Below are 14,292 nucleotides of genomic sequence, written 5' to 3' on the forward strand. Positions count from 1 at the left end.
CCGCCGCCCTCCCCGACAGGACCCCTGCGATGACGCACCTCCCCTCCGGCCGCTCCCTGACCGCCTCCCTCGCGGCGCTCGCCGCCACGGGCGCGCTCCTGCTGGGCTCGCTGCCCGCCTCCGCGATCGAGGCCCCGCCCTCGGCGTCCTCCGCCGTCGCCTCCGCCGCGGTCCTCCGTGCCGGCGAGCAGCTCGCGCGCGGCGAGCGCCTGGTGTCCCCCGACGGCGCCTCCTCCCTCGTGATGCAGACCGACGGCAACGCCGTGGTCTACGCCGCCGGCGGCCGTCCCACCTGGGCCTCGGGCACGCAGGGGCGCGGCGACAGCCTGCGGATGCAGGACGACGGCAACCTCGTCGTGTACGCCGCGGACGGGCGCCCGGTCTGGGCGAGCGGCACGGTGGCCGACCCGGGCGGCGAGCTGCGGATGCAGGACGACGGCAATCTCGTGATCTACCGCCGCAGCGGCTCGGCCGCCTGGGCCAGCAGCATCGGCGGCCGGATCGACGAGCCGCGCACCGACACCCTCCGCCGCGGCAGCACCCTCTACGCGGGGAACCGGCTCGCCACCCCGGGAGGCACCACGGCGGTGATGCAGGCGGACGGCAACCTCGTCGTCTACGGGCAGGGCGGGGCTCTCTGGGCGAGCGGCACCCGCGGCCGGGGCAACGTCCTCCGGATGCAGGACGACGGGAACGCCGTGGTCTACACCGCGGACGGCGCGCCCGTCTGGGCCTCGGACACGTCCGGCGAGCCGGGCGCCACGATGGTCCTCCGCGAGGGCGATCTCCGGATCGCGGACGACTCCGGCGTCCTCTGGAGCAGTGCTGCGCTCGTCGTGCGCGACTCGCTCTCCCCGAGCGGCCTCGTCGTCGCGGGCACGCGGCTGACCTCGGCGAGCGGGCAGTGGCGGGCCGAGATGCAGCGCGACGGCAACTTCGTCGTCTACGGGCCGAACGGCGCGGACTGGGCGACGAACACCTCCTCCGCCTCCGGTGCCGCCTTCTCGATGAGCTCCGAGGGCCGGCTCGACGTGGCCGACTCCCGGATCCTCTGGCTGCGGTTCCCGAGGATCTCCTTCGGTATCGGCCAGACCGGCGTCGTCGCGCCCTACCGCCTCGTGCTGCAGGACGACGGCCGCCTCGTCGAGTACGACGGCATCGGACGGGCCGTCTGGGCCAGCCGGGGCTGACGCGCGACGCATGATGGAGGGGTGAGCGACCCCGGCGACTTTATCCGCTCGGCCCTGGAGTACGAGGGCGACGTCTGGCGCGCGCAGGACGTGCGCGAGCGGCTGGGAGCAGGGCTCGGCTCGACGGGCGCCTCGGTCGGGGCGGTCCGCGGCACCGTCCGCGACGCGCTGAGGAAGTTCCGCTCGCTCGAGCACGACGACGTGACAGCCCTCTCCTCCGAGCTGTGGGAGCCGGCGGTGTTCGAGCCGCGGCTGGCGGCCGTCGTGCTGCTGCAGTCCCGAGCCGAGTGGCTGCGCGGCTCCGACCTCACCCGGCTCGAGGGCTTCGTCCGCGACTCCCGCGTGGACGAGCTGAGCGACCCGCTGGCCCGCGACGTCGTCGCTCCGCTCCTGGCAGGGCTGCTTGGTGCGGCGCGGACCCGGGCGGACGCGGTCCTCGACCGCTGGGAGGCGGAGGGCGGGCGCCTGGCGCGCGCGGCCTCCCTGGCGCGGGCCTCGGTCCCGACGGAGCACGGCTGAACGGCCGCTCGGACCGACCGCCCCGCGGAGCCGGGCGCCTGCTCAGGCGGCCCGGTGCTCCTGAGCCGCCGTGCCGTCCGCCACCCGGATCCGCGTGTCGAACTCCAGGCCGGGATCGACCCGGTGCGCGATCAGGACCACCGTCCGCCCCTCGGCGGCGCGGAGCAGATCCCCGAGCAGAGCGTCGGCCACGGGAGCGTCCACCGACGCCGTCGGCTCGTCCAGCACCAGGACGCGGAAGTCGGCCAGGAGTGCGCGTGCGAGGGCGATCCGCTGAGCCTGGCCGCCCGAGACGAGCGAGCCCCGCTCCCCCACCCGCGCGTCGAGCCCACCGCGTGCAGCAAGCCAGGGCCCGAGCCCGACCCGCTCGAGCACCGCCTCGAGCACGGCGCCATCGGCCTCGGGCCGCGCGAAGAGGAGGTTCTGCCGGATCGTGTCGTCGAAGAGGTACGGCTGCTGCTCCACGAGTCCGACCCGCTTCCGCACCTCCGCCTGCGGCAGCGTCCGCGCCTCGACCCCGCCCAGGAGGTAGCTGCCGGAGTGGTCGAGGAAGCGCACCAGAGCGTGCGCGAGCGTCGTCTTCCCGGAGCCGCTGCCGCCGGTGACGAGGACGCGCGCACCCTCCGGCAGGTCGAGCGAGACGCCCCGCAGCGCGGGCGTGTGCGCGCCGGGCCAGCTCACCGACAGATCGCGCAGGACGATGCCGGCGCCCCGGGGAGCCGGGGCATCCGGGTCCACGTCCGCGTCGGTCGCGAGCGCCGGCGACGCCGCCTCGGCGTCCAGATCGGCCAGGCGCTGAGCGCTCGAGAGCGCGGTGCGCGCCGCCTGCACGGCGAGCGGCGCGGCGGCGGCGACCTCGAAGACCGCGAGCGGCACGAGCGCGACGACTCCCAGCGCCGGACCGCCGAGGTCGCCGATCGCCGGGATCCCGAGCGCGAGGCCCGCCCAGACCGCACCGCCCGAGCAGAGGGCGAGGACGGCCGCGGCCAGTCCGGCGGAGGCCGCCCGCCGACGCGCCGCCCGGGCGAGCGACTCCTCCGCGCGTGCCACGTCCGCCAGAGCGTCACCCGCCGCATCGAAGGCGATGAGCACGTCGAGGCGGGTGACCAGCAGGTTGAGGCGCTCGGCGAGCTCCCCGCGCAGCGGCGCCAGCTCGCGATCCGCCTGCGCGGAGAGCCGGCCGGCGCCCAGGGCCCCACCGGCGAAGGCGAGGACCAGCAGCGCCAGCAGCACGGCGCCCATCGCCGGCAGCAGCAGCCAGACGCCGACCACCGAGACCGCAGCGACCAGCGCCGCGACGACCAGCGGCTGCACGACGCGCAGCGGCACGTCCTGCTGGGCGTCGACGTCCGCCACCACCCGGGAGACCAGGTCGCCGCGGCGCACGCGGCCCAGCCCGTCCGGCGCGACCGGCACCAGGCGCTCGTAGACGCCCGCCCGGAGCTCCGCGAGCGCGCGGAAGGCGGCGTCGTGGCCGGTCAGCCGCTCGAGGTAGCGGAAGAAGGCCCGCGCCAGCGCGAAGGCCCGCACGCCCACGACGGCCATGGAGAGGAACAGGATCGGCGGCTGCTCGGCCGCGCGGACGATCAGCCAGGCGGAGCAGGCCAGCAGCGCCACGACGGCGGAGGAGGAGAGCAGCCCGAAGGACAGACCCGGCAGGAAGCGGCGCGGCCCGGGCATCGCGGCGCGGAGGACGTCGGAGCGGTTCACCTCGCGACCGCCTCCGCCGGCGCCAGGGCGATCACGGCGTCGGCCGCCGCGACGGTCGCGGGCCGGTGGCTGGCGACGACGACGATCGTCCCGCTCTCCGCCAGCGACCTGAGTCCGGCGAGCAGCGCCCGCTCGGACTCGTCGTCGAGGGCGGCGGTCGGCTCGTCCAGGGCCAGCACCGCGCACCCGCGCTCGAGCAGGCGGTGCACGGCGCGGGCGACGGCGACACGGGCGCTCTGCCCGCCGGAGAGGCCCGTCCCCTCGGCGTCGAGCCGGCGCTCGGGGTCCACGTCGACGGCGGCGATCGCCAGGGCCCGCCGCACGCGCTCGGGGTCCGGCGAGAGTGCTCCGAGCCCGACGGCGGAGGCGACGCTCCCCGGGAGAAGGTCGGGCCGCTGGCCCGCCCAGGCGAGCGTCGACCGCAGATCCGCGACCGGCGACCCGCCGAGCAGCAGCGTGCCCGAGAAGGGCACGAAGCCCGCGAGCGCGGCGAGCAGCGTCGACTTCCCGGACCCGCTGGGCCCGGTCACCACGGTGATCGACCCGACGGGGAGCACCGCGTCGACAGGAGCGAGCGTCCGCCCGCGTCCGTCGTCGACCGCGAGACCCCGCAGCTCGAGCGCCCCCGTCGCCGCCGGGGCCTTCCCGCGAGCGGGCAGGGCCGCCGCGCGCTCGAGGACGGCGAAGCCGCGGTCCGCCGCCTGCACCCCGTCCGCCGCCGCATGGAACTCGGCACCGACCTGGCGCACCGGCAGGAACACGTCCGGCGCCAGCACCAGGACGAACAGCCCGACGGCCAGCCCCAGCGAGCCGTCGACGAGCCGCAGCCCGATCGAGACGGCGACCAGCGCGACCGAGAGCGAGCCGGCGAGCTCCAGCACGAAGCCGCTGACGAAGGTCACCCGCAGCACCTTCATCGTGTGCACGCGGTAGTCCTCTGTCAGCGCGCGGATCCGCGTCGCCTGCCGCTCGGCCCGCCCGAAGATCTTGAGCGTCGCGAGGCCGCCGACGGTGTCGACGAAGCCGGACGCGAGCGCCTGCAGCCGCTCCCACTGCCGCGCCTGCACGGCCTGGGTCGCCCAGCCGATCAGCACCATGAACACCGGGATGAGCGGCAGGGTCACCACCAGGAACACCGCGCTGAGCGGATCGGCGAGGAAGACCACGAGTGTCAGGAGCGGCGTCGCCACCGCGGTGGCGATCAGCTGCGGGAGGTAGCGGGCGAAGTAGCCGTCGAGGGAGTCCAGTCCGCCGCCCAGCAGCGCGACGACCCCGCCCGAGCCCCCTTCGGAGCGGCCCGCCGGGCCGAGCTCGACCAGTGCGGCGAGGACCGCCTGCCGCAGCTGCGCCTTCGCTCCTGCTCCTCCGCGCACAGCGTTCACCTCGGTCGCCCAGGCGAGAGCCGCCCGCGCCGCGACGACCGCGAGCAGGGCGGCCAGCAGCGGCGCGAGATCGTCGGCGCTCCTCCCGTCGACCGCACCGGCCACCAGCTGCGCCACGAGCCACGCGAAGGCGACGATCGCCAGGGTCCTCGCCAGCGCGAGCACCCCGCCGAGCAGGAGGAACACGCGGGCCGCCCGGGCGTAGCGGAGCAGGCGCGGATCGAGGGGCTTCACGTCAGTGGGCGTCGACCGGGATGTGCGCGCGGCTGATGCGCTTGCGGAAGATCCAGTAGGTCCAGGCCTGGTAGCCGACGATGAGCGGCACGAACACCAGGGCGGTCCAACTCATGACCGTCAGCGTATAGGGCGTGCTGGAGGCGTTCTCGATCGTCAGCCCGTAGGCGGGGACGTTCGAGGCCGGCATCACCGCGGGGAACAGCGTCGCGAAGAGGGCGAGCACGGCGAGCGCGATGGTGCCGGCCAGCAGCGCGAAGGCGCGTCCCTCCCGGCCCCGCGTGATGGCGAGCCAGCCGCCGACGAGGGTCGCGGCCGCGCCCGCCGAGAGCGCCCAGGAGGCGGTGCTCCCCTGGCCGAGGTTGGTCCAGGCCAGGAAGACCGCGGCGACGACCACGGTGAGCAGCCCCGCGCGGGTCGCCAGGCGGCGCGCACGCTCGCGGATACCCCCCTCCGTCTTCAGGGCGACGAAGACGACTCCGTGCGTGAAGAAGAGCAGGAGGGTCGTCGCTCCGCCCAGGAGCGCGTAGGGGTTCAGCAGGTCCAGGACGGTGCCGGTGAAGTTGTGGTCGGCGTCCATCGGGACGCCCTGCACGATGTTCGCGAAGGCCACGCCCCAGAGGAAGGCGGGCACCGCGGAGCCGACGACGATCATCGTGTCGAAACGCCGCTTCCACTGCGCCTCCGGACGCTGGTGACGGTACTCGAACGAGACGCCGCGGGCGATCAGCGCGAGCAGGATGAGCAGAAGCGGCAGGTAGAACCCGCTGAAGAGCGTGGCGTACCACTCCGGGAACGCGGCGAACAGGGCGGCGCCGGCGACGATCACCCACGTCTCGTTCAGGTCCCACACCGGGCCGATCGTGTTGATCAGCACGCGGCGGTCGGTGTCGTCGCGCCCGAGGAACGGGAGCGACATGCCGACGCCGAAGTCGAACCCGTCGAGGACGAAGTAGCCGATGAAGAAGAACGCGACGATCCAGAACCAGAGAACGGCGAGATCCATGAGGGGTGCCTCCTAGTAGACGGTGCCGACGAGCTGCGGGCGACCGCTCTCCTCGTCGACCTCGGGAGCGTCGTCGGGGCCGGCCTGCGCGGCCCGCTTGATCAGGCGGAACTCGACCACGGCGAGCGTGCCGTAGATCGCGGTGAAGGCGAGCAGCGAGATCAGGACCTCGAGGCCGCTCACTCCGGGCGAGACTCCGTCGGCGGTCTTCAGCAGTCCGAACACGAGCCACGGCTGGCGGCCCATCTCGGTGAAGACCCAGCCCACGATCATCGCCATCAGCGGCAGCGGGGCGGCCCAGATCGCGACCTTCCACATCCACTGCTTCGGCTCGCGGCCCTTCCGGGTGAACCAGAGGCCGGCCGCGGCGATGCCGATGGCCAGGACGCCGAGGGCCATCATCCAGCGGAACGACCAGTAGGTGACCCAGATGATCGGCGTGTAGTCGCCGGGTCCGTAGACCTGGGTGTACTGCGCCTGGAGGTCGTTGATGCCTTCGACCGTGCCGGTGAAGGTGTGCGTCGAGAGGAAGGAGAGCAGGTAGGGGATGCGGATCGAGAACAGCTCGCTCGAGCCGTCCGGCGTGCCCCAGGTGAAGACGGAGAAGGAGGCGTCGACGCCCGTGGAGGTCCTGTAGAGCGCCTCCGCGGCCGCCATCTTCATCGGCTGCGTGTCGACCATCGCGAGGCCGAGCGAGTCGCCGGTGAACAGGGTCAGGCCGCCGCTGACGAGCATCATCCAGGCGCCGAACCTCAGCGCGGGGCGCATGGTCTCGAGGTGCTGGTTCCGCGAGAGGTGGTAGGCCGCGACGCTGATGATGACGGCAGCCGAGACCATGAAGCAGGCGAAGATCGTGTGCGGGAACGCGGCGAGAGCGACCTTGTTGGTGAGGAGCGCCCAGATGTCGGTGAGCTCCGCGCGGCCCTTGGTCTCGTTGATGCGGAAGCCGACCGGGTTCTGCATGAACGCGTTCGCGGCGATGATGAAGTAGGCCGAGAGCGTGGTGCCGAGCGTGGTCAGCCAGATGGAGGCCAGGTGCAGCTTCTCGGGCAGCTTGTCCCAGCCGAAGATCCAGAGGCCGATGAAGGTCGCCTCGAGGAAGAAGGCGAGCAGGCCCTCGAACGCCAGCGGGGCCCCGAAGACGTCGCCGACGAAGCGGGAGTAGTCGCTCCAGTTCATCCCGAACTGGAACTCCTGGACGATCCCGGTCACGACGCCCATCGCGAAGTTGATCAGGAAGAACTTCCCGAAGAACTTCGTCAGCTGCAGGTAGTGCACCTTCCCGGTGCGCACCCAGCAGGTCTGGAAGATCGCGACGGTGAGCGCCATGCCGATCGTGAGCGGCACGAACAGGAAGTGGTAGATCGTCGTCAGACCGAACTGCCATCTCGACAGCAGGAGCGGGTCCAGGAGTTCGTTCACAGCTCCGAGAGTAGGTCGGCGGAAGGGGTCCGACGGCCTCCGATCCCAGTACTGGGGCGGATGTGCGGCCTTCCGCGAGCTCCTGGCGGCACCCTTTCCGGGGTGGCCCCGGACGCCCCTCCGAGCGCTCCCGCCGACCGGTCGCTCGACGTCGAGACAGTCCCTCTCGACGTCGAGGGAGTCCACCGCGCGGCGACTGCCGAGCGGGGCTCGCCTCCGTCGGACCAGCCGCCGCCGGCCTCTCGACGCCGAGCGATCAGGCGGGCGACGGAGCGCTGAGACTTCCTCTCACAGGCCTTCAGCGGATTCCCAGGCGCACATCCGCGAGATCGGCTCTGGGAAACCGTTCAAGAGACTCCCGGGGCCGATGCCGAGGCGCCGTCGGCGGGCGCCCCGCGGTCAGCCGGCGTCGACGCGCGAGCGGGAGCCGGAGAACCAGGCGGGCGCCTGGAAGCCGTACTTCAGCACGGGCAGGTCGCGGGTGAGGCGCCAGTAGCCCAGTGCTGCCGCGACGCCTATCCCGCAGACCAGGAGCGGCACGACCGGCCCGATGACGTCGAGCCAGCGCTCTCCGTCGAAGAGCAGCAGGGCGCTCGTGGCGAGCGAGACGAAGAGGACGTGCACCACGTACACCGGGAGCGTGTTGCGGCCGATGAAGGTGATCCAGCCCGCGCCGCGCCGGTTCGAGAGGAAGCGGGCGACCACGAGCCCGGCGAGGACCGCCAGCACGCTCACCAGGACCAGCCCGATCGTCAGCAGCGGGAAGCGGGCGCGGACGGCGAGGATCACGCCGGCGAGCACGAGGAACAGCACGCCGAAGCCGACTCCGCTGAGGATCCCGCGGCGCTCCACGAACGCGATCACCGCGTTCCGCAGGTAGAGGCCGAGCAGGAAGAACATCAGGTAGCGGGCCATGCCGTCCCAGGCGATGTTCCCGGTGCCCTCGGAGGTGCTGGAGCGGACGGCGTACCAGACCACGGCGATCGCGGTCGCGATGCCGATCTGCACCCGCCAGTCGATCCGGCCCTGCGCGAGCTTGGCGGCCACGAAGAAGATCGTGAGCGCGTAGAGGAACCAGAGCCCGTTGTGCGGCATCACCGGCTGGAGGAGCAGCGCGAGCGGGTCGGACTCGTCGGTGCCGCCCGGGTTGGGCACCACCAGGAAGAAGAGGAACCGCACCACGGACCAGAGCAGGAAGGCCCAGACCAGCAGGCTCAGCCGCGAACGCCAGAGCTCCGGCCACGACCGGGTGAGCACGGAGCCGGCGAACAGCCCCGAGGCGAGGAAGAACAGCGGCATCCGGAAGGTGATGAGGAGGAGGTTGATCTCGTTCCACGAGTCGGGGGCGATCCCGGCCGTCGTGGTCCACTGCACGGAGTGGGCCAGGGCGACCAGGATGATCGCGATGCCCTTCGCCGTGTCCACCCAGGTGATGCGTGCGCGTGCCATGAGTCCTCGTCGTGATCGTCCATCGGAAGTCGGCCGGCGGCGACGATGGCGATGGCGATGTGCAAGTGTCGCACGGCTGTGCATCCTCTGTGATGTTCTGCGCGTATTCGATCACGGCGATCCGGTGACGGAGAGACGGCCACCGGGTGCGCGGGTCCTCGGACGGCCTCCTCGTGGACGACGCGCCCCCGCCGATGCCCGAGGATCGAGCCATGACTCGAGCGACGCCCTCCGGCTCCGCCCCCGGCCCCCGCCGCATCCGCCTCCGCCTCCTGGTCGCGCTGCTGGTGCTCGCGCTGGTCCTCGCCGGCGCGGGCATCGCCCTCTCGCTCGCCTCGCGGAGCGGAGGCGCGGGCGCTCCGGCCGCGAGCTCCCCCGACCCCGGCCCGACCTCCTCCGTCGACATGGCCGAGCGCGTCGCCGGTCTCGAGAAGCGCTTCGCCGCCGGGTTCCCGCAGCACAGCATCGTCCTCACGGGCAGCTCCACGATCGGCCGCTGGACGACCTCCAAGGAGGACCTGCGTCCGCTCGAGACCTACAACATCGGGATCGGCGGCACGACCGTCGCCGATCACCTCGCGTGGCTGGACCGCATGGTCGTCCCCTTCGATCCCCGCGCCGTGATCGTGTACGTGGGAGCGAACGACATCAGCGGCGAGGAGGGCTCGCGCACCGGCGCCCAGACCGCCGGCGCCGTCGTCGAGTACCTCCAGCGCGTGGAGGAGGTCGCCCCCGACGCCGAGCTGTTCTACGTCGAGATCGCGGAGACGCCCGCCCGCGCCTCCGTCGGCGCCGAGGTCCGCGCCGCCAACACCGCGGTCAGCGCCTACGCCGAGACGGACGACCGCGTCACCTTCGTCCCCACCGCCGACGCGCTCGTCACCTCCGACGGCTCTGTCGACCCCTCCCTCTTCGTCGACGACGGCCTGCACTTCGACGAGGCCGGCTACGCCCGGTTCTCGGAGGCGGTCCGCGCGGTGGTCCTGCCCGCTCTGGAGTGAACCGGCGGGCCGACGCACTGCAGCCCCGCTCGACGTGAGCGGCCCGGGGACACCGCGCCCGGAGCCCCCAGTGTTGACCCTGAAGGGGGACACGGCCCCTCCGCCGCGCGCGCCTATCCTGGCCCCGCGTCATCGCCGACAGCGCCCTCTGCACCGCCGCAGACCGCCGCTCGCTCAGCAGCGCCGACCGTCTCGGAGTCACCGATGCCCCGCTCGAGGATCCGCCCCCGCGGTCTCGCCCTGCTCACCGTCCTGGCGATCACGGCCGCCGCGCTCGTCGCCGGGCCCGCGGGTCCGGCGTCCGCCGCTCCCGTCGTGCCCGCCGGCTTCACCGACTCCCGGGTGGCGGCCGTCCCCGCGCCGACCGCCCTCGCCTTCACGACCGACGGGCGCACCCTCGTCTCCTCGCAGACCGGAGCGATCCGGGTGATCCGCGCCGGCGGCCTGGTCGCCACTCCGGCCCTCGACCTGCGCTCGAAGGTCTGCGCCAACGGCGAGCGCGGTGTGCTCGGCCTCGCGGTCGACCCGGCACCGGGCTCGCGCACCGTCGTCGTCTACTACACCGCGAAGGGCTCCGACTCCTCCTGCCCGACCAACGCCGGCGGCACGGTGAACCCCGCGGGAGCCCCGCGCAACCGCGTCTCCTCGTTCCAGCTCGGCACCGACGACCGCATCGACCCGGCCTCCGAGCGCGTCCTCCTCGACGGCATCTACTCCCCCGCAAGCAACCACAACGGCGGCGACCTCGCCATCGGCAAGGACGGCCTGCTCTACGTCAGCGTCGGCGACGGCGGCTGCGACTACCGCGGCGGAGTCGGCTCGCCGGGCGGCAGCGGCTGCGGCGGCCGGAACGACGCCGCCCGCGACCCGAACATCCTGAACGGCAAGATCCTCCGGATCACCCTCACCGGCGGCGTCCCGGCCGGCAACCCCTACCTGGGCACCGGGACCGCCTCCTGCCGGCTCGCCCCGGCCGCCGAGGGCCTGCGCTGCCGCGAGACCTTCGCGAGCGGCCTGCGCAATCCGTTCCGGATGGCCTTCGACCCGAACGCGACCGGCACCGTCTTCCGCATCAACGACGTGGGCCAGGACGCCTGGGAGGAGATCGACCAGGGCGTCGCCGGCGCCGACTACGGCTGGAACACCCGTGAGGGCCACTGCGCGAAGACCGGCTCGGCCTCGAACTGCGGAGCCGCGGCGCCCGCCGGGCTCACCGACCCGGTCCACGACTACGCGCACAGCAGCGGCTGCGCCTCGATCACGGGCGGCGCCTACGTCCCCCGCGGCGTCTGGCCGGCCGCCTACGACGGCGCGTACCTCTTCGGCGACTACGTGTGCGGGAAGATCCGGACCCTCGGGCGCACCGGCGCGGCCGGCGACCTCGTGACCGGCCTCGGCGGCAGCAGCGCCGTCGCCATGGCCTTCGGTCCCTCGCGCGGGACCCAGGACCTCTTCTACACCAGCTACGCGAACGGCGGCGAGGTCCGGCGCCTCGCCTACACCGCCGCGGCGAACCGCGCTCCGACCGCGGCCCTCACCGCCGCCCCCTCCTCCGGCGCGGCTCCTCTCGCCGCGCGGCTGAACGGCTCGGGCAGCAGCGACCCGGAGGGCGGTGCCCTGACCTACCTGTGGTCGTTCGGCGACGGCACCCCCGACCGCATCACGACCGGCCCGACCTTCACCCACAGTTACGCCGCCGGCAGCTGGACCGCGTCCCTCCGCGTCCGCGATCCGAAGGGAGCCGTCTCCGCCCCCGCGACGACGAGGATCACCTCGGGCGACAGTGCCCCGACGGTGAGCATCACCGCACCCGCCGACGGAGGGATGTTCGTCACGGGCCGGAGCTACGGCCTCCGCGCCACGGCGACCGACGCCGAGGACGGCGTCCTGCCCGCCTCGGCGCTCACCTGGACCGTCCAGCGCCGCCACGCTCAGCACACGCATCCCTTCCTCGGGCCGCTGACGGGGAACGACCTCTCCTTCGTCGCCCCCGGCCCGGAGGACCTCGCCGCCGCCGCGGACAGCGACCTCCTGATCAGCGTCACCGCGACGGACTCGAGCGGAGTGTCGACGACGGCGACTCGGACGTTCTCCCCGCAGAAGGTGTCCGCCACCCTGGCCACCGCTCCCGCCGGCCGGACGGTCGTCGTCAACGGCACCGAGGTCGCCGGAGGCACGACCGTCGTCTCGTGGGCGGGCTCGGCCCTTCAGCTGGAGGTCCCGGACCAGACCGACGCGTCGGGCACGGCCTACCGGTTCTCGTCCTGGTCGGACGGCGGCGCCGCCTCGCACAGCGTCGTCACTCCCGGGAGCAGCACCACGCTGACCGCGACCCTCGTCTCCGCCGGGCTCCCCGGCGCTCCGACCGCCGTCACCGCCACGGCGGGCTCGGACGGCACGGCGACGCTCGCGTGGTCGCCCCCCGCGGGGACCGGCGGCTCGGCGGTCACCGGCTACCGGGTGTCACGCGACGGTTCCGACACGAGCGGAGCCGGAGCCTGGAGCGCCGTGGTCGCCGCGACCAAGCGCTCGCAGACCTTCACGAAGCTGGTCCCGGGCCGCAGCTACACCCTCTCGGTGCAGGCGGTCACGGCGAACGGCACCGGCCCGGCGGCCTCCGCGCTCGTCGCCGTCCCCTGACCGCCCGGCGTCCACCGGCCTCCCGGGCGCAGCCCTGCCGCCGCCCAGCCGTGCGCCCCTACGATCGAGCCATGCCGAGCATCCGGAGCCGCCGTCGGCCCCAGCCCCCGATCGAGTCCCCGGCGGGCGGGGGCGCCCGGTGAACGACACCCTCACCGGGATCCTGGACTTCGTCGTCAGCGTCCCCCCGGTCTGGCGGACGCTCCTCGCCGGACTCGCGATCTTCTTCGAGACCACGATCCTGGCGGGCCTCGTCGTCCCCGGCGACACGATCGTGATCGTCAGCGCGACCGGCGTGACCAGCCCGCTGCAGTTCGCGGCGCTGGCCGTCACGGTCGTCATCGGCGCCCTCTGCGGCGAGTCCGTCGGCTTCTACCTCGGCCGCTGGTTCGGGCCGCGGATCCGCGCGTCGCGCCTGGGACGCCGGCTCGGCGAGAAGAACTGGCTGAAGGCCGAGCGCTACCTCGCGCGGCGCGGCGGGTTCGCCGTGTTCCTCTCGCGCTTCCTGCCGGTGCTGCACTCGCTGATCCCGCTGACGGTGGGGATGAGCGGGATGCGCTATCGGACCTTCATGGCCTGGACGATCCCGGCGTGCGTGCTCTGGTCGTCCGCCTACGTCGGCGTCGGCGCGGCCGCGGCGGGCAGCTACCGGGAGCTCTCGGAGAGCCTGCACGGCGCCGGCTACGTCTTCGTGGGCGTCATCGTCGTCTTCGCCCTGCTCGTGCTCCTCGGGAAGAAGCTCCTGAACAGAGCGGAGGCGCGTCACCTCGACGAGTGACGCGCCTCCGGGCGTGGATCCGGGGAGGATCAGTCGACGAGACCCGCCGACTTCAGCCACTCGCCCGCGATCGCGGACGCGGACTTCTGCTCGTTGACGCTCTCGGAGTTGAGGGCGACGAGGTCGTCCGCCGTGAGCTTCGCGCTGACCGCGTTCAGCACCTCGGCCGCGTCGTCCGTGATCTTGCTCGAGACGATCGGCACGACGTTGTCGGCCACGAACAGTCCGTCCGGGTCCTCGAGAGCGACGAGGTCGTTCTTCTGGATGTTCGGGTCGGCCGTGTAGACGTTCGCCAGCTGGATCTGGTCGCTGGTGAGCGCGTCGACGGTGGTCGATCCGCCGCTGTCCTCGATCGCCTGGAAGGTGGTCGTGATGCCGTACTTCGACTGCAGGGTGTCGGGCCCGTAGGGCCGCGTCTGCAGCTCGGAGTTGCCGCCGACCACGATCGGGTCGGTGACGTTCTTGAGCGACGCGATGTCGGTCAGGTCCCACTTGTCGGCGAAGGCCTGGGTGACGGTGTACGAGTTCTGGTCGCTGGCCTCGGCGGCGTCGAGGGCGCGGAGGCCGTCGGGCAGCGCGTCGCCGAGCGCGGAGTACACGTCGTCGGCGGTGGTGGCCGTCGCGTCGGGCTCGAGCGCCTGCAGGAGGCTGCCGTCGTACTCCGGGAAGACGTCGATGGATCCGCTCTCGATCTCGGGCAGGTAGATCTCGCGCTGGCCGATGCGCAGCTGGCGGTCTACGGTGAAGCCGTCGTTCTCCAGCGCCTGCGCGTAGATCTCGGCGAGGATCTCGTTCGAGTAGTAGTCCTGCGAGCCGACCACGATGGTCTCGCTGCCCGCAGTCGCACCCGATCCCTCATCGAGCGGATCGCTCGAGGAACACCCTGCCAGTGCCACGACGGCACCGACCGCGAGTGCGCTGAGCGCGACACGGCCCTTCGTGAAATGTGCTGTGAACATTG

Annotated in this window: 11 protein-coding genes; 5 read left to right on the top strand and 6 right to left on the bottom strand. The window is 73.1% G+C overall.

The features are described 5' to 3' along the window. Together C5C29_RS00005 and C5C29_RS00010 are read left to right on the top strand one after the other, a co-directional pair. On the top strand, positions 1–1,190 hold a 1,190-nt coding region (locus tag C5C29_RS00005), incomplete at its 5' end, for a hypothetical protein (RefSeq protein ID WP_219813755.1). 21 nt (positions 1,191–1,211) lie between these two features. Continuing rightward, positions 1,212–1,709: a DNA alkylation repair protein gene (locus tag C5C29_RS00010; protein ID WP_104307886.1), complete on the top strand. Its 498-nt coding sequence runs from the start codon at positions 1,212–1,214 to the stop codon at positions 1,707–1,709. 42 nt (positions 1,710–1,751) lie between these two features. On the opposite strand, the gene cydC is transcribed toward C5C29_RS00010, so the two are convergent. The 5 genes from cydC to C5C29_RS00035 form a co-directional block, all read right to left on the bottom strand. Further along, positions 1,752–3,419: a thiol reductant ABC exporter subunit CydC gene (gene cydC / locus C5C29_RS00015; RefSeq protein ID WP_104307887.1), complete on the bottom strand. Its 1,668-nt coding sequence runs from the start codon at positions 3,417–3,419 to the stop codon at positions 1,752–1,754. Continuing rightward, on the bottom strand, positions 3,416–5,035 hold the full coding sequence (cydD, locus tag C5C29_RS00020) for a thiol reductant ABC exporter subunit CydD (RefSeq protein ID WP_104307888.1): 1,620 nt from the start codon (positions 5,033–5,035) through the stop codon (positions 3,416–3,418). Before cydD ends, cydC begins: the two co-directional genes overlap by 4 nt. A 1-nt stretch (position 5,036) precedes the next feature. Next, on the bottom strand, positions 5,037–6,041 hold the full coding sequence (gene cydB, locus C5C29_RS00025; RefSeq protein WP_104223117.1) for a cytochrome d ubiquinol oxidase subunit II: 1,005 nt from the start codon (positions 6,039–6,041) through the stop codon (positions 5,037–5,039). Positions 6,042–6,053: 12 nt separating this feature from the next. Next, entirely contained in the window at positions 6,054–7,463 is a 1,410-nt protein-coding gene (locus C5C29_RS00030; RefSeq protein WP_104307889.1) for a cytochrome ubiquinol oxidase subunit I, read from the bottom strand. A gap of 399 nt (positions 7,464–7,862) precedes the next feature. Further along, on the bottom strand, positions 7,863–8,912 hold the full coding sequence (locus C5C29_RS00035; RefSeq protein ID WP_104348320.1) for an acyltransferase family protein: 1,050 nt from the start codon (positions 8,910–8,912) through the stop codon (positions 7,863–7,865). A 212-nt stretch (positions 8,913–9,124) separates the two neighbouring features. Here C5C29_RS00035 and C5C29_RS00040 point away from each other — a divergent pair, with 212 nt between their 5' ends. From C5C29_RS00040 to C5C29_RS00050, 3 genes are all read left to right on the top strand, one after another. Continuing rightward, a complete protein-coding gene (locus C5C29_RS00040) occupies positions 9,125–9,913 on the top strand; it encodes a GDSL-type esterase/lipase family protein (protein ID WP_181065445.1) in 789 nt (262 codons plus the stop codon). Between the two features lie 204 nt (positions 9,914–10,117). Next, positions 10,118–12,553, top strand: a complete 2,436-nt coding sequence (locus C5C29_RS00045) for a PQQ-dependent sugar dehydrogenase (RefSeq protein WP_181128714.1) — start codon at positions 10,118–10,120, stop codon at positions 12,551–12,553. Between the two features lie 139 nt (positions 12,554–12,692). Continuing rightward, positions 12,693–13,331 (top strand): DedA family protein, encoded by a 639-nt coding sequence (locus tag C5C29_RS00050; RefSeq protein ID WP_104223112.1) that lies wholly within the window; start codon positions 12,693–12,695, stop codon positions 13,329–13,331. Between the two features lie 29 nt (positions 13,332–13,360). On the opposite strand, the gene C5C29_RS00055 is transcribed toward C5C29_RS00050, so the two are convergent. Further along, positions 13,361–14,290: an ABC transporter substrate-binding protein gene (locus tag C5C29_RS00055; RefSeq protein ID WP_104223111.1), complete on the bottom strand. Its 930-nt coding sequence runs from the start codon at positions 14,288–14,290 to the stop codon at positions 13,361–13,363. Positions 14,291–14,292: the final 2 nt, after the last annotated feature.

It is taken from the genome of Rathayibacter sp. AY1H2, assembly GCF_002931985.1.
Taxonomy (GTDB): Bacteria; Actinomycetota; Actinomycetes; order Actinomycetales; family Microbacteriaceae; genus Rathayibacter.

Bases quoted from the DNA above. Each gene is read 5' to 3' on its own strand.
- cydB (WP_104223117.1), bottom strand. From the start codon at position 6,041: ATGGATCTCGCCGTTCTCTGGTTCTGGATCGTCGCGTTCTTCTTCATC.
- C5C29_RS00055 (WP_104223111.1), bottom strand. From the start codon at position 14,290: ATGTTCACAGCACATTTCACGAAGGGCCGTGTCGCGCTCAGCGCACTC.
- C5C29_RS00040 (WP_181065445.1), top strand. From the start codon at position 9,125: ATGACTCGAGCGACGCCCTCCGGCTCCGCCCCCGGCCCCCGCCGCATC.
- C5C29_RS00045 (WP_181128714.1), top strand. From the start codon at position 10,118: ATGCCCCGCTCGAGGATCCGCCCCCGCGGTCTCGCCCTGCTCACCGTC.
- C5C29_RS00035 (WP_104348320.1), bottom strand. From the start codon at position 8,912: ATGGCACGCGCACGCATCACCTGGGTGGACACGGCGAAGGGCATCGCG.